This is a genomic window from Vibrio sp. ES.051, assembly GCF_002563795.1.
In the GTDB taxonomy this organism is placed as follows: Bacteria; Pseudomonadota; Gammaproteobacteria; order Enterobacterales; family Vibrionaceae; genus Vibrio.
Map to the genome: position 1 here is coordinate 1 of NZ_PDJL01000004.1, position 20,969 is coordinate 20,969.

Annotated in this window: 14 protein-coding genes and 1 pseudogene; 3 read left to right on the plus strand and 12 right to left on the minus strand. The window is 48.1% G+C overall.

Annotated elements, in window-relative coordinates; all coding sequences use genetic code 11:
- The first annotated feature begins 176 nt into the window (after positions 1 to 176).
- Positions 177 to 1,792, plus strand: a pseudogene (locus tag ATG66_RS06315) (IS1634 family transposase).
- 330 nt (positions 1,793 to 2,122) lie between these two features.
- Here ATG66_RS06315 and fis read toward each other — a convergent pair.
- The 9 genes from fis to ATG66_RS06360 all read right to left on the minus strand — a co-directional run bounded on the left by fis (position 2,123) and on the right by ATG66_RS06360 (position 11,878).
- The gene (gene fis / locus ATG66_RS06320; protein ID WP_000462885.1) at positions 2,123 to 2,419 is read right to left on the minus strand and encodes a DNA-binding transcriptional regulator Fis; all 297 of its coding nucleotides are present in this window, start codon (positions 2,417 to 2,419) and stop codon (positions 2,123 to 2,125) included.
- A gap of 23 nt (positions 2,420 to 2,442) precedes the next feature.
- Positions 2,443 to 3,411 (minus strand): tRNA dihydrouridine synthase DusB, encoded by a 969-nt coding sequence (gene dusB, locus ATG66_RS06325; protein WP_179885614.1) that lies wholly within the window; start codon positions 3,409 to 3,411, stop codon positions 2,443 to 2,445.
- Between the two features lie 138 nt (positions 3,412 to 3,549).
- Positions 3,550 to 4,437, minus strand: coding sequence for a 50S ribosomal protein L11 methyltransferase (gene prmA / locus ATG66_RS06330; protein WP_098414540.1), 888 nt, complete (start codon positions 4,435 to 4,437; stop codon positions 3,550 to 3,552).
- Between the two features lie 129 nt (positions 4,438 to 4,566).
- The gene (accC, locus tag ATG66_RS06335; protein ID WP_098414541.1) at positions 4,567 to 5,910 is read right to left on the minus strand and encodes an acetyl-CoA carboxylase biotin carboxylase subunit; all 1,344 of its coding nucleotides are present in this window, start codon (positions 5,908 to 5,910) and stop codon (positions 4,567 to 4,569) included.
- A gap of 14 nt (positions 5,911 to 5,924) precedes the next feature.
- Positions 5,925 to 6,383, minus strand: a complete 459-nt coding sequence (gene accB / locus ATG66_RS06340; protein ID WP_098414542.1) for an acetyl-CoA carboxylase biotin carboxyl carrier protein — start codon at positions 6,381 to 6,383, stop codon at positions 5,925 to 5,927.
- 60 nt (positions 6,384 to 6,443) lie between these two features.
- The gene (gene aroQ / locus ATG66_RS06345; protein ID WP_098414543.1) at positions 6,444 to 6,893 is read right to left on the minus strand and encodes a type II 3-dehydroquinate dehydratase; all 450 of its coding nucleotides are present in this window, start codon (positions 6,891 to 6,893) and stop codon (positions 6,444 to 6,446) included.
- 302 nt (positions 6,894 to 7,195) lie between these two features.
- The gene (acs, locus tag ATG66_RS06350; RefSeq protein WP_098414544.1) at positions 7,196 to 9,148 is read right to left on the minus strand and encodes an acetate--CoA ligase; all 1,953 of its coding nucleotides are present in this window, start codon (positions 9,146 to 9,148) and stop codon (positions 7,196 to 7,198) included.
- Positions 9,149 to 9,385: 237 nt separating this feature from the next.
- Complete coding sequence (locus ATG66_RS06355; RefSeq protein WP_098414545.1) at positions 9,386 to 10,015, minus strand: 3'-5' exonuclease; 630 nt, start codon at positions 10,013 to 10,015, stop codon at positions 9,386 to 9,388.
- 36 nt (positions 10,016 to 10,051) lie between these two features.
- The gene (locus ATG66_RS06360; RefSeq protein ID WP_098414546.1) at positions 10,052 to 11,878 is read right to left on the minus strand and encodes a DUF294 nucleotidyltransferase-like domain-containing protein; all 1,827 of its coding nucleotides are present in this window, start codon (positions 11,876 to 11,878) and stop codon (positions 10,052 to 10,054) included.
- 228 nt (positions 11,879 to 12,106) lie between these two features.
- Between ATG66_RS06360 and ATG66_RS06365 the strand changes: the two genes are divergently transcribed.
- Together ATG66_RS06365 and ATG66_RS06370 are read left to right on the plus strand one after the other, a co-directional pair.
- Positions 12,107 to 13,291, plus strand: coding sequence for a 3-phenylpropionate MFS transporter (locus tag ATG66_RS06365; RefSeq protein ID WP_098414547.1), 1,185 nt, complete (start codon positions 12,107 to 12,109; stop codon positions 13,289 to 13,291).
- A gap of 110 nt (positions 13,292 to 13,401) precedes the next feature.
- Positions 13,402 to 16,833, plus strand: a complete 3,432-nt coding sequence (locus tag ATG66_RS06370) for a hybrid sensor histidine kinase/response regulator (protein WP_098414548.1) — start codon at positions 13,402 to 13,404, stop codon at positions 16,831 to 16,833.
- A gap of 63 nt (positions 16,834 to 16,896) precedes the next feature.
- On the opposite strand, the gene ATG66_RS06375 is transcribed toward ATG66_RS06370, so the two are convergent.
- The 3 genes from ATG66_RS06375 to ATG66_RS06385 all read right to left on the minus strand — a co-directional run bounded on the left by ATG66_RS06375 (position 16,897) and on the right by ATG66_RS06385 (position 20,968).
- On the minus strand, positions 16,897 to 18,282 hold the full coding sequence (locus ATG66_RS06375; RefSeq protein WP_098414549.1) for a class II fumarate hydratase: 1,386 nt from the start codon (positions 18,280 to 18,282) through the stop codon (positions 16,897 to 16,899).
- Positions 18,283 to 18,663: 381 nt separating this feature from the next.
- Positions 18,664 to 19,146: a hypothetical protein gene (locus ATG66_RS06380; protein WP_098414550.1), complete on the minus strand. Its 483-nt coding sequence runs from the start codon at positions 19,144 to 19,146 to the stop codon at positions 18,664 to 18,666.
- Positions 19,147 to 19,240: 94 nt separating this feature from the next.
- Positions 19,241 to 20,968, minus strand: a complete 1,728-nt coding sequence (locus ATG66_RS06385) for a sodium:solute symporter family protein (RefSeq protein ID WP_098414551.1) — start codon at positions 20,966 to 20,968, stop codon at positions 19,241 to 19,243.
- Between the last annotated feature and the right edge of the window lies 1 nt (position 20,969).

Below are 20,969 nucleotides of genomic sequence, written 5' to 3' on the forward strand. Positions count from 1 at the left end.
TTTGGCTGTCGAGCTTTTAAAGTCGATATTGTTGAGGTTTTACAACCGTCATTCCGCAGCCAATTTCAGAATTAAAATAATGTGATCCAGTGATCGTTTACAACTGTTAGTGCGACAGACATCTTGACCGCGATCCCCAGTTTTGATCTATTACTGTTATTTAATGGTCACTTATTATGTCTGCTGCTCAACCTGTCATTAAACGCCTAGACCACTTAGGGTTAATCGCTGCTTTCTGTCATGAAGTCGATTTACCAGGCATTATTGATCACATCATTCCCAAGTACTCGGATCACAACGTCTCACACGGCGATGCAGTCTTAGCAATGATTCTTAATGGTCTTGGCTTTCACAGTAGAACGCTGCATATGTTCTCTGACTTCTTCGAGACGAAGCCTGTTGCCAAGTTGCTCGCTAAAGACATTGAACGCACCATTTAACTGACGATGTACTCGGACGTACGTTAGATGCTTTATATGAAGCTGATGTGTCCGCACTTTATCAAGCGATTGCAGAGCATGTCGTTGATAAGCTTGGGCTTAAAGCAGACTCTGTCCACCTTGGATATCACCGAGTTTTCATGTCGATGGTGAATACGCCCAAGACGAAGATCTTAATGCCATCAAACTGATAAAAGGCTACAGCCGAGACCACCGTCCAGAGCTAAATCAAGTGGTCCTTGAGTTGATTTGTGAAAACCAAGCAGGCCTACCTGTTTACATGCAAGCGCTCAGTGGCAACACCAATGATGCTAAGGCATTTTCAGAGGTCACTAAACGGCATATTCATTGCCTAAAGGCAGCTCAAAACAGTCGCTACTTCATCGCTGATGCCGCTCTATACACCGAGGAAAGCATTCGTTCACTGGATGAGCAACAACAGAAGTTTATTACGCGTGTTCCAATGACCATTAAGTCAGCCAAAGAAGCCTTCATGAACCTTGAGCCAGAGCAGTTGAACCGTATCGGCAATGGCTACTCGGGTTGCTGGGTTGATGCTGACTATGGCTCGGTATCTCAGAAGTGGCTGTTGGTTCATAGTGAACAAGCAACCAAGCGAGAAGAAGCAACGCTCTATAAGAACTTAGACAAAAATATCACCAAAGAGCTGAAAGCACTGGGACAACTAATGAAAAAGAAGTTTGCTTGCGCAGTGGATGCCGAGCAAGCAATGAGCGACTTCGCTAGCCAGTGTTATTTGCTTGGCTTTGCGCAACCAACCATCGTTAAAGAGCCAATCTATTCAGGTCGCGATCGGCCGAAGAAAAGACGCAGAGCCAACGGGATACCACTATTTGATAGATGCTACGCCTTATACCGATCTAGAAAAAGTGAAAATGGCCAAGCTTAAAGTAGGTATGTTTATTCTCGCCACCAACGATACTGACTACGCCGATCTAACAATGGCTGCGCTACTTGAGCATTACAAGTCTCAGCAAAAGGTAGAGCGCGGATTTCGCTTCTTGAAGAGCCCTGAGTTCCTAACATCATCAATTTTCCTGAAGAAACCTCAGCGAACCGAGGCATTGCTGATGATCATGACGCTTAGCCTACTCGTTTACGCAAGCTTAGAGCACAAAATCCGAGAGAGTCTCACTAAGACCGAGGAATTCTTTCCTAGCATGGTAAAGAACAAGACGACAACCAAACCGACGGCACATTGGGTATTCTTAAAATTCGAAGGTATCGACACACTCGAATTTGGCGGTCAAAGCTTCATCACGGGTGTTCAGGAGCATCAGACTCGGCTGCTTAAGCTTCTTGGCGTACTGTATGAAGCGGTTTATTCCTAAATTGGCTGCGGAATCTCGGTTACAAAGCGAATCTCACTTAATAAAAACCTTAATTCGATGGTGATTGTAATTTAGGTTTGTATCAGTCAGTGAACTACTACTGTGATGGAGGTATTTGAGACTCCTGTGTCTTTAGGGCGATTTTAACTATGTATTTAGGTCAGTGCCCAGCTTACTGGGTAGGGCGTGGTAGAGGGGGGCATCTTTGTTATCGCTATCTCAAGCGAGTCCGTTATTTTGCAAAGTGGGCGCTGAGGGATCCTGTAGATAAAGAAAAAGCCGTTACTTTAAAAGGTAACGGCTTGTTCCAAATACTTCTGAAATTCGGTCTTAGTTCATGCCGTATTTCTTAAGTTTTTTGCGAAGAGTACCGCGGTTGATACCCATCATTGTTGCTGCGCGAGTTTGGTTGCCGCGAGTGTATTGCATGATGGTATCTAGTAATGGCTGTTCAACTTCAGCTAGAACTAATTCGTATAGTTCAGTTACTTCCTGGCCATTAAGTTGAGCAAGGTAGTTTTTAAGAGACGCCTTAACAGAGTCACGTAAAGGTTTTTGAGTAATCTGGTCTTGTGACGTTACTGTAGTTACTGTTAATGCTTCTGAAGTCAGATTTTGTTCGAACATATTCGGTCTAGCTCTTCTCTTAATTATGATGCAACGTTATCAAAATAACCTTCTAGCGCCTCAATTTGCAGCGGAGCTGCATCGAGTGCATTGAAGGTACGGCGAAACTCACTGGCCTGCTCATGTTCCTTTAGGTACCACCCTACGTGCTTGCGCGCGATACGCGGCCCTAAGTACTCTCCATAAAATGCATGCAGAGCATTCACATGACCAAGCATAATGGCTTTCACTTCCCGTTTTGGAAGTTCATCCATTGCGGTGCCGTTTTCCAAATAGTGATGGATTTCCTGGAAAATCCAAGGACGACCCTGGGCGGGACGTCCAATCATTAAAGCGTCCACACCGGTATACTCCAGTACAAACTTGGCTTTCTCCGGACTATCGATATCACCGTTCGCGATAACCGGAATGGATATAGCCTCTTTTACCGCTTTAATGCTGTCATATTCGGCCTCACCTTTGTACATACAGACTTTTGTTCTGCCATGCAGAGCGAAAGCTTGTATGCCGCAGTCTTCGGCTAATTTAGCGATTTGGACGCAGTTTTTGTTTTCTGTGTCCCAGCCAGTTCGAGTCTTCAACGTTACAGGAACGTTTACTGCATTCACGACCGCTTTCAAAATCTCTTCGATAATGTCTGGGTATTGAAGCAGAGCAGAGCCCGCCAGCTTCTTGTTCACTTTCTTTGCCGGGCAGCCCATGTTGATATCGATGATTTGCGCACCGTTTTCAACACTGAATTGAGCCGCGTCCGCCATAAGCTGTGGATCGGAACCGGCAATCTGTACAGAGCGAATGCCCGATTCGCCCTCGTGTACCATGCGCTGTTTCGACTTCGACGTTTTCCATAGTTTTGGGTTGGCAGACATCATTTCACTGACGGCCATTCCCGCACCATACCGAAGACACAACTCGCGGAACGGTCTATCCGTTACACCAGCCATAGGGGCTACGATTAGATTGTTCTTAAGTTGATAGTTTCCGATTTTCAAAACGTCATCACAGTTCTGTACTAGCAAGGGCGCGCATTTTACGCATTTTTTCACTGCGTGAAAAGACTAATATTTGAGCATTTACAAATTGTTTTGTAAATTGTATGAATTTCAAGCGATTAACTTTAAAAACCTTATTTAGCCTTGCTTACGACCAGAGATGCGACACCACTCACTTTGCTCAATAATAGGGTCAAGATGAAGTTCGTCACGGTAATAATTCGCAACATCTTTGGCTTGAGTATCTAATACGCCGGACATGGCTAGGTCGCCATTTGGCTTAACTAGACCTTTGATGACAGGGGCCAATTCGCGTAGGGGGCCTGCCAAAATATTGGCGACTACCACGTCAGCAATCAGGCCTTGTGGTTGATTTTGCGGTAGGTAAACTTCTAGCTTGTCTGCAACGCCGTTACGTTCAGCGTTGTCGCGAGAAGCTTGTAGTGCCTGAGGATCGATGTCGATCCCGACTACTTTTTCTGCCCCAAGCTTGATCGCAGCGATCGCTAGGATGCCTGAGCCACAGCCAAAGTCGATAACGGTTTTACCAGAGAGATCCAGCGTTTCTAGCCATTCAAGGCAGAGTGCCGTGGTTGGGTGAGTACCAGTACCAAATGCCAAGCCAGGGTCAAGCATTACGTTAACCGCGTCGGGTTCAGGAATGTCACGCCAGCTTGGGCAAATCCATAAACGCTCACCAAACTTCATGGGGTGGAAGTTTTCCATCCACTCACGTTCCCAGTCTTTGTCTTCGAGTTGTTCAACTTTGTAAGCAAAATTGTCGGCAAGCATGTTACTTGCTTTGATTTGGTCGATGATGAAGTTGGTGTCCGCTTCTGCGTCATACAGTGCCAGAATATCAGTATCGCCCCATAAGCGAGTTTCGCCAGGTAGAGGTTCGAATACAGGTGTATCCTGCGCGTCTAGGAACGTCACAGACAGCGCACCAGTCTCTTCCATTAGCATGTCGCCGATTTGTTCAGCGTTTTCATTGGTCGCGTTGAGTTTGATTTGAATCCAAGGCATTGATTTTTTTATCTCAAAGTGAATGAAGTAGGGCAGAGTTTACCAGAACTCCATGAATTGTTTCAGTATAGACAGTGTACAAAACAAAAATGCCCACCAATGTGGGCATTTTTATGAGGTTAACACCGCTTATTGTAGGCCGAGCTTCTTCTCTAGGTAATGAATGTTTGCGCCACCATGCTGGAAGCTCTCATCATTCATAATCGCGAACTGAAGCGGTATGTTCGTTTTGATACCTTCGATGATCATCTCACCAAGGGCATTCTTCATACGCGCAATCGCAACATCACGGTTTTCACCGTAAGTGATCAACTTACCAATCATTGAATCGTAATGAGGTGGTACTGTGTAGCCAGAGTAAATGTGCGATTCCCAGCGAACGCCCATGCCGCCAGGGGCGTGGAAACGTTCGATCTTTCCTGGAGAAGGCAGGAAGCGCTCTGGGTCTTCAGCGTTAATACGACACTCAATCGCGTGGCCACGGATCTTAATGGCATCTTGAGTAAATGACAGCGGCTGACCTGCAGCAACGCGCAGTTGCTCTTTGATAAGATCGATGCCCGTTACCATTTCTGTCACTGGGTGCTCTACCTGAATACGAGTGTTCATTTCGATGAAATAGAACTCTCCATTTTCGTATAGGAATTCGAACGTACCTGCACCGCGGTAACCAATCTCGACGCACGCACGAGTACAACGTTCACCGATGTACTTACGCATCTCTTCAGTGATGCCTGGTGCTGGCGCTTCTTCCACAACTTTCTGGTGACGACGCTGCATCGAACAGTCACGTTCACCAAGATGGATAGCACCACCTTGACCGTCAGCGATCACTTGCACCTCAACGTGACGAGGGTTTTCTAGGAATTTCTCCATATAAACCACATCGTTATTGAAGGCTGATTTTGCTTCCGCTCGGGTCATGGCGATAGCTTGGATCAGTTCTTTCTCTGAACGGACCACACGCATACCACGGCCACCACCGCCGCCAGATGCTTTGATGATGACTGGGTAACCAATGCGTTTAGCAAACGCTTTGTTTTTATCTTCATCGTCGTCTAGAGGGCCATCAGAGCCAGGAACACAAGGCACGCCCGCCTTTTTCATGGCATTGATCGCGGACACTTTGTCGCCCATCATGCGGATCGTTTCCGCTTTAGGGCCAACAAAAATGAAGCCACTGCGCTCAACTTGTTCTGCGAAGTCTGCATTCTCAGACAGGAAACCGTAACCAGGGTGAATCGCAACGGCGCCGGTGACTTCTGCCGCAGAAATAATACGTGGGATATTTAGGTAGCTGTCGATACCACGAGCAGGACCGATACATACGGTCTCATCGGCAAGTAGGACATGCTTAAGGTCACGGTCAGCGGTTGAGTGAACAGCGACAGTCTTAATACCTAACTCTTTACAGGCGCGAAGAATACGAAGTGCAATTTCACCTCGGTTCGCGATGACTATTTTATCTAGCATAAGGCAAGCCTCGCTTATTCGATTACAACAAGAGGTTGATCGAATTCAACTGGTTGGCCGTCTTCAGCAAGGATTGCTGTTACAACGCCAGATTTGTCCGCTTCAATTTGGTTCATCATTTTCATTGCTTCAACGATACATAGAGTATCACCAGCACTGACTTTCTGACCCACCTCGATGAATGACTTCGACTCAGGGCTTGGAGAGCGGTAGAAAGTACCAACCATTGGAGACAGAACTTGGTGACCTGTAGGCGCCGCTGGTGCTTCTGCTGCCACAGGCGCTTCGGCTACTGGAGCTGCAACAGGTGCAGGTGCCGCTACTGGAGCTGGAGCGTAGTGAATGGGTGCTGGAGCTGGTGCTGTGCCGTGACGACTGATGCGTACGGATTCTTCACCTTCAGAAATCTCTAGCTCAGCAATGCCAGACTCTTCAACTAATTCAATTAGCTTCTTGATTTTACGAATATCCATCTTTTCTTTCTCTTTTATCTTGTGATTAAGACAACCCCTAGAGGTTGCAGAGTGTTAGGGTTACTTCGTCTGTAGCTTGGTAATCGCTGCAGACAGAGCGAATTCATAACCTTGTGCGCCTAAACCGCAAATTACGCCTTCTGCTTTATCAGACAGATAAGAGTGATGGCGAAATGGTTCACGTGCGTGAACGTTTGATAGGTGCACTTCAATAAATGGGATGGCCACGCCAAGTAATGCATCTCGCAGCGCCACACTGGTATGAGTGAAAGCGGCTGGGTTGATGATGATAAAGTCAACCTTACCGTATGCAGCATGAATGGCTTCAATCAGTTCGTACTCACGATTGGATTGCAGGTGTTCAAGCTCTACCCCAGCGTTGTGAGCTTGCTCCGTAAGAGCCCCCACCACTTGCACTAAGGTATTGTTTCCATAGTGCGTCGGTTCGCGCAGGCCTAATAGGTTAATATTTGGTCCGTTTAGGACAAGAATCCGTAACTTGGCAGACATTATGTGGCTATCTTCCCTTATCGTGAGTGAAGCGTGTATATTCCCAAATATACGATAATTCAGCACGATTTTTTTGTTAAAATCGAACAGTTTTTTAAAAATCGACCAAGATTATAGCTAATTCACAGCAATTAGCAGCAATTTACTGGTCTAATCACCTAGTGGCCTTCCTCGTTTCTGTAACCAAGTTAACAAAAACCATATAACAACCCAGTATTTTTTATGGCAATTTGAACGCATAAGCAAAAAAAACCGCCATAAGTGATGGCGGTTTTTAATGTTTTTAAAACAGTCGGTTGAAATTAGAACAGTTCTGCTTTTTCTGCAATGAGTTTATCCACTACACCTGGGTCTGCGAGGGTTGAGGTATCACCCAAGTTGCTGGTGTCGCCTGTCGCAATCTTACGTAGGATGCGACGCATGATTTTACCAGAGCGAGTCTTCGGTAAGGAATCCGTCCAGTGCAGCACGTCAGGTGTGGCAATTGGGCCAATTTCTTTACGCACCCAATCTTTGACTTCTTTGTGCAGCTCTGCGGATGGGAATTCGCCATCGTTGAGTGTGATGTAAGCGTAGATCGCTTGGCCTTTAATATCGTGAGGAATACCGACAATCGCGGCTTCTGCAATCTTATGGTGTGCGACCAAAGCCGACTCGATCTCTGCGGTCCCCATTCGGTGGCCAGAAACATTCAACACGTCATCGACACGACCAGTGATCCAGTAGTAGCCATCTTCGTCACGACGCGCACCATCACTGGTGAAGTACATACCCTTGAAGGTTGAGAAATAAGTTTGTTCGAAGCGCTCGTGGTCGCCATAAATCGTACGCATTTGGCCGGGCCAAGAATCGAGAATCACCAAGTTACCTTCTGCGACGGTTTCTTCAATGATGTTACCCATGTTGTCGACAAGCGCCGGTTGTACACCGAAGAATGGACGGGTTGCAGAACCTGGTTTTAGGTCCGTGGCGCCAGGTAGTGGGGCTATCAAAATGCCGCCTGTCTCCGTTTGCCACCAAGTATCGACGATCGGAGAGTTCTCATTACCAATCGTTTTGTAGTACCACTCCCATGCTTCTGGGTTAATAGGTTCACCTACTGAACCCATGATCCGCAGGCTAGTTCGAGACGTTCCTGCAACCGCTTCATTACCTTTTGCCATTAGCGCACGAATTGCCGTTGGTGCGGTATACAGAATGTTAACTTGATGCTTATCAACCACTTCACTCATGCGATTAGTATTTGGGTAGTTTGGCACCCCTTCGAACAAGATGGTTTTTGCCCCATTCGCGAGTGGTCCGTAAATCAGATAGGTATGGCCAGTGATCCAACCTACATCGGCGGTACACCAGAAGGTTTCACCTGGCTGATAGTCGAACACATATTTAAAAGTCATCGTGGCGTAGACGAGGTAACCACCAGTCGTGTGCAGTACGCCTTTCGGCTTACCAGTTGAACCGGAAGTATAAAGAATGAACAGTGGGTCTTCGGCTTTCATCTCTTCTGGTGGACAAACGTCAGAGACTTTGGCGGTTGCCTCATGCCACCAAACGTCGCGATGATCATGCCATTCAACATCGCCACCAGTGCGTTTAAATACGATAACCTTGTCGATGGTTTTTACGTTTGGGTTGGTTAGGGCTTCATCTACGTTCTTTTTTAGTGGCACAGCGCGTCCACCACGTACGCCTTCATCAGCCGTGATCACCACTTTAGCATCGGAGTCGATGATACGGCCAGATAGTGCTTCTGGTGAGAAACCGCCAAAAACAACCGTGTGAACCGCACCAATACGAGTACAAGCGAGCATGGCGACAGCCGCTTCGGGTACCATTGGCATATACAAACACACCACGTCGCCTTTGCGCACACCTTGCTCTTTCAATGCGTTGGAGAACTTACATACTTCTTTGTGAAGCTGGTTAAACGTGAGTGTTTTGTCGTCGGTTGGATCATCGCCTTCCCAGATAATTGCCACGTCATCACCGTGTTCTGCTAAGTGACGGTCAATGCAGTTGGCAGAGACGTTCAGTGTGCCATCTTCAAACCAACGAATGTCGACATGGCCAGTGTCGAAAGAGGTGCTTTTTACTTTGGTGAAAGGTTTGATCCAATCAACAATTTTGCCGTGTTCGTTCCAGAAGCCCTCTGGATCGGTGACCGACTGCTGATACATGGCTAAGTAAGTGTCATTATCCGCATGGGTATGAGTTTTAATATTTTCTTTTACCGGATAAACGTGGGCTTCGCTCATGGCTTCTCTCCTTGTGCCTTTATTTTTCGGCCTTACACCAATCTAGATAGATTTTGAGTATGCATTTTTGTAGGGCTGTTTTGGGTTCTTAAGACGTGCCGTGACCAACACGGCGCTGTTGTGCCTATAACTGTCAGTCACCGCGCGTATTTCTACAATTAGACTTTAGGATGAGAGTGAGCAGAGTGCAGGGAAATAGCGGAAACAGAGGTGATTCTGGGAGCCAGGTCAACTGGTTTAAGGATACGGCGCGGTGAGGTTCGGTAAATCACCTTTGGTTAAGCGGACAAAGACTAATGCGGCTGAAATCGCATCTTGCAATGCATCGTGCTTATCTTGGATCGGTAGCTCAAGATGTTTACAAATGGCATCCAGACTTAAGTCGAAGTACGCATTGGGCAAATGTCGCTCCAGCTTGTCATGATAAATCTGGCTGACTTCAATGAGTGGGTTTGGCAGTGGAAATCCGAGTTGCCTTAGACACGCCAGATCTAAGATCTTTTTATCGTAACGAATGTGATAGCCGACAAGAGGGCGGTGGCCGATAAAGTCGAGCAGCTTAAGCAGCGCTTGTTTTTCGCTGATCCCATCGACGAGGTCTTGATGGCGAATTTTATGAATTTTTACCGATCCTGAATCGAGCGATTGCGGCGCACGTAATCGCACTTCAAACGGCTGACTGGTGATGATGCGGTTATCGATGATCTTCGTTGCCGCAATGGTCACCAACTCGGCGCGATTGGGATCAAGGCTGGTGGTTTCACAGTCAAGAGAGACGAATTCAGTTTTGCACGGGGTACAAAACAATGACTGATAAGGCGAGCCTTTCAGTTTGTAGTGCCAATATTTGCGTTGTAACCAGTTCATCGCTGACGCCTTATGTCTGACTTATTCAAAACACTCTTAATCACGAATTTGATAATGAAAACCTAAGAATTGCTTAAATTTCTTCACCACATGCAAGCTATGGCGCAGTAAATCACGTTCGGTTCTATCGAGTGGTTTGATATCGATATTATTCAGCGCTTCTTGTTTTTTAAGCTGCTGACTGAGACGGATTTTGAAGAACAGTTTCAGGGCTTCATTAAGGTTATCCGCAGTTTCTGACTCTAAGATGCGTTTTTTCCTTAGTGCTTCGATGCGCTCAAAGGTGTTCTTTTCTTCAATGGCGTATTCCAAAGAGAGGGTGCGAATTCCATGTACAATCGGGAAAATACCGCCCCGCTTAATATCGAGTCCACCTTTGGCACTTTTTACGTTACCAAACAGGGTAAGGGGCACTGAAAATTGTAATGCTGGACGAGTAAAATCAGACAAGATTAACATGCGGCCTTTCATGGAGTCTCGAAGGTGCGTGGCGATTGGGGTGAGCAGTTCACGATTCCCCGCCACCGCATGCGCGTCGCTAAAAATCGCCAAATCCATGATCTGTTCTGGCTCGGCTTTACTAATCCAAGCATCTAAGGTGTTGAGCCATGCTTGTTGGGTGTTGACCCATTTAGGGTTGTTGACCATCACGTTGCCCGGACAGAGTGGATAGCCGAGTTGCTGTAAAGTGTGTGTGAAAGATTGCATCACTGGCTCGCATTGTGGCCATTCCACCCCATCTTGAAGTATGAGGGCATTGTCTTGGTCGGTTTTGAGGATTTGTTCTCCACGCCCTTCAGAGCCGAGCACGATTAAGCAGCAATGGTCATGCATAGCAGGAGGAACCACCAACTCGAACGCTTTCTCAATAATTTGTTCATTCACCGCAGAAATCAGTTCCATGATAAAGCGGGTTCGAATGCCATTTTTCAATAAGCTTTCGACTAATTGACGTTGTCGGTTAGCCGCCAGCGCGAGCTCTTCGACGCTGCTGGCTCTGGCAATACTGAGCGTTAACACGTGAGAGTGGGTCGAGAACGCACTGAGTATTTGAGTCATATCCAGCATGCCGACGGCTTGGTTGCCATCACACACCATCAGTCGCTTCATTCGATTGCGAGTCATGGTGATCATGGCATTAAACAAAAAGTCGCCTTCCTCTACGTGGTAAACCGGAAACGTGGCGATGTCACCCACAGGCGTGTCTAGCGCACAGCCATCTAACATGACGGAGTGAAGCATATTGGTTCGAGTCACAATGGCGTAAGGATGGGCCGACGGTGATTGCTCAACGCGCGGGTCGTCTAGATTGAGTTCGACCAGTGCGGCATCAATCCCTTTCTTTTTAAGGGTTTGTGTCACCTCGTTTATCGGCGTTTCTGGAGTAAGGAGCATTGGTGGGTGGTAAATGCTGCTATCAACTTTGGTCAGAATAAACTCCGCCAAGTTCTGTTGTTGGTGCGCGGCTTCGATGAGTTCTTGTCGTTTTGATAAGTTGTTATCGAAATAGGCCGCGAATTGACCATTCTGGTTGTAAAGTTCGAGGAAGGTTTCTTTGGGTAACAAGTAAGAAAGTGTGTCTTCAAGCGCAATATATTGATGGCGGATGTTGTCTTCAAACAGCGAGCGTACATCGAACATATCGTCATTGGCGTAATGCGCGAACACTTCTTGTTGATCTTCTGAACGTTCTTCAACCGCACCTTTTATGAGAATATGCAGGTGTGAATTGGTTTGCCCACAAGACAAAATGACATCTCGAGCTCGATAGTAGGCCACATCAAGGGACGAGCGAAGTCGCGCTTGCTGCGCCTCGGTCAAACGGTCGAACGGTGGAGACTGCATGTTAAATTTGTCAGGCATGAGAGCACCAGTAGTGTAAGGAACACATTCTAAGTCTGACAAATTTCCTCTCGGAAGCCAGACGACTTTGGTCTAATCAGGCTGATTTCGCTGCAAGAGACTGAATGTCGCAATATTGGTCTCCCATCGAGGAAATGATAAGTTGTCTATTCTTCCCTTTTTCTAATACGCATAGCGATCCATAATTCATGATTCGAACGTTGATGTTCCCATTTTAGGATATTAGAAATGTTGAAACCTTCTCCGTATGGCTGGATTTCCCAGTACTTTCTCGGATTCTTTTTTGCGTATGGCGTGTACCTGCCATTCTGGTCGTTATGGTTTAAAGAACAGGGGGTCTCCTCGACAGACATCGGCCTGTTGGTCGGGTTAGGTCTGGCGACGCGTTGTGTGGCCAATATCGTTATCACCCCGCGAGTTCATAAAGTTGAGCACCTTATGCCGGCTTTACGTTGGTTGAGCTTTGCTGCCCTCCTTTTTGTTGGATTTCACTTTTTTACAGGGGGCAGTTTTTGGTTGATGGCGTTAGCCACGGTGTTGTTTAACCTTTGCTGTGGACCGATTGTGCCGTTATCTGATGCAATGGCAAACTACTATGCGCGTTTGAAAATGCTCGACTATGGGCGCACACGGCTATGGGGGTCGATAGCCTTTATCGCAGGATCGACCGTCGTGGGTTATCTGGTGGCCGAGTTTGGCTCTGATATGATTCTGTACACCGCGATGGTGGGGGTTTTCGTTTCGTTACTGTTTGTGATGCGGGCGACCAACCCCATGCCCGTCACCCTTGGTGGGAAAAGTGCTGAACGTCCCAAATTGACTGCACTTTTGACCGATAAACCCGTTGTTAAGTTCTTAGTGTTAGTGTCATTGATTCAGGGCAGTCATGCTGCGTATTACGGTTTTAGTGCCATTCACTGGAAAGCGGCAGGTCACTCAGAAGATGTGATTGGGTATTTGTGGAGCTTAGGTGTGGCGGCCGAGGTGGCGATATTTGCGTTGAGTAAGCGCTTGTTCGTCGGTTGGACATTGCGCGCCCTATTCCTTGTTGCGGCTTTTGGCGTGATGATGCGTTGGGGCATCACCGCATCGACCACATCAATTGTTGCGCTTGTGGTTGTTCAGTTATTGCATGGTGTGACGTTTGCGACGGCGCACATCGCTGCCATCCAATACATCCAATACTCGGAAGAAAATAAAATGGTGGCGCTGCAAGCGTTGTATAACGCGATTCCACTAGGGGCCTTTATCGCGTTAATGACAGTGCTCAGCGGCTGGGGTTATGAGCATTGGGGAGCGCTTGTGTTCTGGGGCATGGCCGCGATGGGATTGTTGGCGTTGTTCATCAAGCTGGACCCGCAAGAGCCTCATGTGGTTGATGTCTCTGACAAGTCTCTTGAAACACAGAATTAGACTTCTGTGACAAAGGTTAAAAACTAAGCTTTGTCACCATTGTGAAAGCAGTGTTAAATAAAACCTCTCCCGGTGGAGAGGTTTTTTATTTCTGTAAGAAAGGATATCGAATGCAAGGATGGCTGGTGGTTCCCGTTTCTTTGGCGTATTTGGGGGCCTTATTTATCATCGCGTGGTACGGCGACATTCAGAAAAAATGGTTAGCGCGTTGGCGGCCGTGGATTTATAGCCTTTCCATTGCGGTCTACTGTACCTCGTGGACTTTCTACGGCACGGTCGGGCAGGCCAGCAATAACCCTTGGTCCTTCTTGCCCATCTATATTGCGCCAATCTTGGTCTTCACCATTGGTTGGCGCGTTCTGGCTCGGCTTATCTTGATTGCTAAACGAGAGCACATCACCTCCATTGCTGACTTTATCGGTGCGCGTTACGGCAAATCCCAAGGGTTGGCTGTGATCGTCACCCTTATTGCCGTTGTCGGTATCCTGCCTTACATCGCGTTGCAGCTGCGTGGTATTACGATGGGATTAGAAATCATAGCCCCTGAGCTAGCCAGCGATTTTGGATATCAAAACGACAGTGTGTCTTGGTTTGTGGTTGTCGCGCTGGCGATTTTTACCATGTTGTTCGGGACTCGCCATATTGATAATACTGAACATCACCGAGGAATGATGATGGCGATTGCGTTTGAATCGATCATCAAGCTGTTGGCATTTCTGGTGGTCGGGATTTTCATTGTGTGGTTAGCGATGAATACCGATAACTTCAGCTTAATGAACGTGGCGGCGCAGACCTATCAATCTCCTAACGTGCCGACCTTACTGATTCATACCGTACTGACCATGTTGGCGATTGTCTGTTTGCCACGCCAGTTCCACACCATGGTTGTCGAAAACGAACGTGCGCAAGATTTGCATACCGCGCGCTGGTTGTTTCCTATTTATCTGATCCTGATGGGCATTTTCGTTTTACCCATCGCGTGGGTAGGGCAAGGTCTGTTAAGCGGCACGGCGCCAGATACTTATGTGATCAGTGTGCCGATGGCGGTGGGTGCCAGTGAAATCGCCTTGCTGGCGTTTTTAGGCGGCACATCGGCCGCGAGTGGGATGGTGATCGTATCCACGATTGCACTCGCGATCATGGTGTCGAATGACTTGGTCATGCCACTTTTGCTGCGTCGTATGCGCCTAACTCAGCGCAACCATCATCACTTTTCTGAATTGTTGTTGCGTATCCGCCGCGCGCTGATTTTGATCTTGTTGATTGGCGCGTGGGGCTTTTATCAAGCGTTAGATACGATTCATTCACTCTCGGCGATAGGGTTTCTCTCGTTTGCTGCTATTACCCAGTTCGCGCCAGCGTTGATTGGTGGCATGTATTGGCGTCGGGGTAATAAGAAAGGGGTATACGTTGGGCTCGCGGTTGGCTTCACGATTTGGTTAGTCACGTTAATGAGCCAAACCGACATGCTTGCGGGGGATGCCAGCAATAACCTTTTGATTTGGTTAATCACGCCACCAGATGTATTCACGCGCTTTGACGTGGCGATTTCAGATTGGGGGATGATCCTCAGTGTCGTCGCCAATGCTGTGTGTTTTTTGGTGGTGTCGATGGCAACCAAGCCAAGCCTAAGTGAGCGCTTACAATCGGCTTCCTTTGTTGGAACCCCGCTCCCTGAAAGCGAAAACATGAGCCTTTATCAGAGTCGAGTGACGGTGGCAGAATTAGAAATGCTGGCATCGCGCTTTGTGGGGCGAACGCGAGTGAAGGCAGCGTTTCAAGCTTACTGGAGTCAGCAGAGAGAAGAGTTGATGCCTAATCAGCAAGCGCCATCTTCCTTGATTCGGCATACCGAGCGTGTGCTCGCCGGGGTATTTGGGGCCTCTTCTGCTAAGTTAGTACTCACTTCCGCATTGCAAGGAAGAAACATGCAGTTGGAAGAGGTCGCGACCATCGTCGATGAAGCCTCTGAACTGTACGATTTTAGCCGTGGATTGCTCCAAGGTGCGATCGAGCATATTGGTCAAGGTATTGCGGTCGTCGATAAACAATTACGCTTGGTAGCGTGGAACCAACGCTACTTAGAGTTATTTGAATTTCCGCCTGGTTTGATCCAAGTTGGGCGACCGATAGCGGACGTGATTCGGCATAATGCGGAGCAAGGTTTGTGTGGTCCTGGTGACCCTGATGATCACGTGCGTCGCCGGGTCCATTACTTAGAGCAAGGCTCGCGACATACCTCTTCGAGAGTGCGTCCCGATGGACGAGTGATTGAAGTGCAGGGCAACCCAATGCCGGGTGGGGGCTTTGTCATGAGCTTTACCGATATCACCGTGTTTCGTAATGCAGAACAAGCGTTGAAAGACGCTAACGAGACACTGGAAGAAAGAGTACGACTGCGGACGCGGGAGCTGGAGCAACTTAATAAACAGCTAGTGGCAGCAACTCAGCGCTCAGATTTGGAGTCCAAATCTAAATCACGTTTCTTGGCTGCGGTGAGTCATGACTTGATGCAGCCGCTGAATGCAGCGCGACTGTTTGCTTCTTCTCTTTCTGAAGTCGCGAAAGACAATGAAACGAAACGGTTATCGGCACATATTGAAAGTGCACTCGGCGCTGCTGAAGATTTGATTGGTGATCTGCTGGATATTTCTCGTCTCGAATCTGGCAAGCTTGAAGTGAATCAACATGGCTTTGCGGTTAATGATGTGTTGTCGAATTTGAATGCTGAATTCAGTGCTCTGGCCAAACAACAGGGAATCGCGTTCTCGATGATCCCCTCTTCTTTAATGGTCAAATCTGATCCGAAACTGTTGCGCCGGGTGGTGCAAAACTTTCTGACCAATGCGTTTCGTTATAACCCCAATGGCAAGGTCGCCTTGGGGGTTCGCCGCGTGAAAGGGCGCGTGCGCATTGATGTGTGGGATAACGGTGTGGGCATTGAAGAGGAAAAGCAGCAAGAGATTTTTGAAGAATTTAACCGCGGTACGCAGGTGCGTTCCGATCAAGGCTTGGGGCTTGGTCTGGCGATTTCTAAAGGCATTGCCCAAGTGCTTGGGCATGAAATTTCGATGCGTTCTTGGTTTGGCAAAGGCAGCGTATTTTCCATCACGTTGGATAAGGCGGATTATGTTCAGCCGCATCCTGTTCAGGCCGCAGCAAGCCCTCAATCTGAATTATGTCATCTGAGAATTTTATGCGTCGATAACGAGCCGGATATTCTGGTTGGCATGGAGAACCTGCTTTCTCGCTGGGGATGCGATACGCGCGTGGCGCTCGATTTGGTGGAAAGTTTACAAGCGTTAGAGGATGACTGGGTTCCGGATGTCATTTTTTCTGATTATCGACTCGATGATGGTCGAACCGGTCTGGAAGTGCTACAACAATGTCGCTTGCGGTTGGGTGACCGTTTTGAAGGGGTGATCATCAGTGCCGATCGTACCGATAAAATGCTCGATGGGATCAAAGCAGATGGGTTCAGCTTTATTGCCAAGCCTGTGAAACCACTCAAGTTACGCTCGATACTCAATCGAGTTGCGTAGGTTTGGATAGTTCAACGATTGAACCGACAGAGACCTCCTGATGGCGGTCTCTGCGTCTTCCGCTTAGTTAGCGACGCCGCCTTGGGTCAGCTTAGCAGGATTTAACAAGCGTTCTAGTGTCGCTCGATCTAAATCGGTCTCTTCTTCTGCGACATCAATGATCGCACGGCCTTGTTGGTACGCTTTCTTCGCCACCTCTGCCGCTTTGAGATAGCCGATCACGGGATTCAGTGCGGTCACCAGAATCGGATTCTTAGCCAAGGCAATGTTTAAGTTATCTTGGCGAACGTCGAACGTGGCGATGGCTTTGTCTGCCAATGCAATTGCGCTATTAGAAAGTAACTCGACACTCTCTAATACGTTATGAGCAATCACGGGCAGCATCACGTTGAGCTGGAAATTTCCCGCTTGGCCTGCCACGGTAATGGTGGTGTCATTGCCGATTACCTGTGCCGAGGCCATCGCTGCCGCCTCTGGGATCACGGGGTTTACTTTACCCGGCATGATGGAAGAGCCTGGCTGCAAGCTTTGCAGTTCGATTTCACCCAAGCCAGCCAGTGGGCCGGAGTTCATCCAGCGGAGATCGTTGGCGATCTTCATGATCGCGACGGCTGCGGTTTTGAGTTGTCCAGATAGTGCCACGATCGCGTCCTGGCTGCTGAGGTTGAAAAAGAAGTTATTACTGGCTGTGAATTGAATCCGAGTCGATTGAGTCAAATTACTCGCGAATAAATCGGCAAAGCGTGGATCCGCGTTGATTCCGGTGCCGACTGCCGTGCCACCTTGTGCGAGCGCTTTCACGGCTGGGAGCGTATGCTCAATCGCCTGTTTCGCGTGTTCAATTTGGAATTGCCAACCGCCGAGTTCTTGAGCAAAGGTAATTGGCATCGCGTCCATTAGGTGCGTACGACCTGTCTTGACGATGCCTTGCAATGCTTGCCGCTTGGACTCTAACGTTTGGCTGAGATGAGAGAGTGCCGGGAATAGCTGCTTTTCGATGGCTAATACCGCGCTGACTTGGATGGCGGTTGGTACTACATCGTTACTGCTTTGCCCCATGTTGACGTGGTCATTCGGATTCACGGTGCCGCCCAAGTGCTGCGAAGCCAACGTCGCAATCACTTCGTTAGCGTTCATATTTGAACTGGTCCCTGACCCCGTTTGGAACACATCAATTGGGAATTGGTCGATGTGTTGACCTTCAATGATGGCCTGAGCGGCTTCATCAATGGCTTTCGCAATATCGCCGTCGAGTCGCTCTAATTGTGCATTTGTTCGTGCTGCCGTCTGTTTAATGTGGGCTAAGGCTTGGATGAAGCCGGTTGGCATAACATGTCGACTGAAGGAGAAATTGTCGACTGCTCGCTGGGTTTGGGCTTGATATAGCGCCTCTGATGGAACATTCACGTCGCCCATGCTGTCGGTTTCTATACGGAATTCGCGGCTCATGGTCGGGTCCTTTGGTTAATCGAGTTGGATTTAAATCAGACGTTATGATTGTGGCAATGCGAGAAACGTTACGTCGCTTTGTTCACATTGTGAGTTATCATGGTTGAGGCAAAATAATGACCTATCAATCAAGTCGAGACAGACACGGTCAACATGTTGAGTCTTAAATGGGCTCAAAAAAGGCGTCAAGGTGGCCTGTCGGGGTTATAAACCTCTTGGTTGTAATCATGATGATCAATGTATATAGGTTAGTACTTTATTTGAGCAGTGAGTTGATGGGGATAAAAAAACGATGCCAAGGCGCCGGCAGCAACAGTTGAGCTTGGTCTCTATACGTTAAAGCTCAACTGTTTGACTTCGCGTTCAGTGATCGCTTAAGTGCTATTCAGTAAATAAGGTTTCGTATTTCACAAATGCCGTTTGAGTTTCACCGTAGTAAAGGGTGCCTTCAGATTGAATAACAACCCTCAACCAGCTTTCTTCAGAGGCCGGTTTTGGCAAAGTGATGTACCAGTTTTTCCCGGCTTGGTCGGCTGGCTGCATCGCGATGGGTTGTGAGGTTTGCTCAGGATCGTCAACGAGCGAGACTTTTACCCCTTCCAGCGGATAAGCGGCATTGAGAGATAATTCGAGACTGTCTGATGTTAACCGCTCTGAGCGAAATTTAACTTTAAAATCGCCATTTTTCATATCACACAAGCCACTGGTGTAGCGACAGTTTGACTGACCTGCCAGCTTGTAGCTTTCGCCTTCCTTTGCAGCATGCGGCTTCTCACTGAGCGCCATATCCGCGCCAAAGTAGGCGATCAAAGAAAGAACCGGCGCTATCAACAGGGCGAGAATAAAGTGCTTGTTTTTGAACATCTTGGCTTCCTTGCAACAACAGACTATGAATACGGTAACTGAAAAATAAGAATAAAAAAGCCCCAGACGGGGCTTTTGTGGTTTTGGTTATGTTTTAGTGGTCCACAGCGTTGCCAGCACCAACTGGTACGCGAACGTGCTCGACTAAGTCTTTTACTTCTTGTGGGGTTTCTTTGGTCACTTTAGACACACCGTACGCCACCGCGAAGTTAAATATTGCTCCGATGACACCAAATGCGTTTGGCTCAATACCTAAGAACCAGTTTGTGCCCCAGCTTTCCAAGAACTTCCAGTCAGCCACGAACAGGATGCCTTTGTGTTGGAATACATAAAACAGCGTGATACTGATACCGGTGATCATCCCCGCCACTGCACCTTCTTTATTAATGGTCTTACTGAAGATCCCCATCATCAAGGCAGGGAAGATGGACGATGCGGCGAGCCCGAAGGCCAACGCTACCGTACCGGCGGCAAACCCCGGTGGATTTAATCCGAGATAGCCTGAGGCTGCAATCGCGACCGCCATCGAGATCCGGCTGGCGAGTAGCTCTTTCTTCTCGGAAATATTGGGATTTATCACCCCTTTAATCAAGTCGTGCGAGATGGCCGAAGAAATTGCCAATAGCAAGCCAGCGGCGGTAGAGAGTGCCGCGGCGAGACCACCAGCTGCCACCAGCGCGATAACCCAATTGGGTAGCTTCGCGATTTCTGGATTTGCCAGTACCATGATGTCGCGGTCAACTCTTAGCTCATTCGTTTCTGGGTTTGAGGTGTACTGAATGTTACCGTCACCGTTCTTATCATCAAAGCCAAGCAAGCCCGTGGTTTCCCAGTTCTTGAACCACGCGGGACGCTCGTCATACGCAAGATGCTGACCCGGTGCAGGGTTCACCGTATCCATTAGGTTTAGGCGTGCCATTGCCGATACCGCAGGTGCGGTGGTGTACAAAATCGCGATGAAGAATAATGCCCAACCAGCGGAGGTTCGCGCATCACGCACTTTTGGCACCGTAAAGAAACGGATGATAACGTGTGGCAGACCTGCTGTACCTATCATCAGAGACATAGTGTAAGCGAACATGTTCAGCGTATCGCCACGAACTTGCGTGGTGTACTCACTAAAGCCGAGTTCGGTCACCACTTGATCGAGCCTATCGAGCAGGTAGACATCGGTGCCTGAAATCGTGCTTCCGAGTCCAATCTGTGGCAATGGGTTGCCCGTTAATTGCAGAGAGATAAAGATTGCTGGGATAGTGTAAGCTAAAATGAGTACGCAATATTGAGCAATCTGCGTATAAGTGATGCCTTTCATGCCGCCAAGTACTGCATACATGAAGACGATACACATACCAATAAGTAGACCAGTAGAGTAATCCACCTCTAGAAAACGGCCAAACGCAACCCCTACGCCTTTCATCTGACCGATAACGTAGGTCACCGATGCAATGATAAGACATACTACCGCCACGATACGCGCAGTATTAGAGTAGAAACGTTCACCGACAAACTCTGGCACGGTAAACTTACCGAATTTACGTAGGTAAGGCGCCAGCAGCAGAGCAAGCAGAACGTAACCACCGGTCCAACCCATTAGGAATACGGAACCCCCGTAACCCATGAAGGCAATTAAACCTGCCATCGAGATAAACGAGGCCGCTGACATCCAATCGGCTGCGGTTGCCATCCCGTTAGCGATAGGGTTGACGCCGCCACCGGCAACGTAAAACTCTTTTGTTGACCCAGCGCGCGCCCAGATCGCGATACCGATGTACAGGACGAACGTTGCCCCAACAACGAGGTAGGTAATTGTTTTCAAATCCATC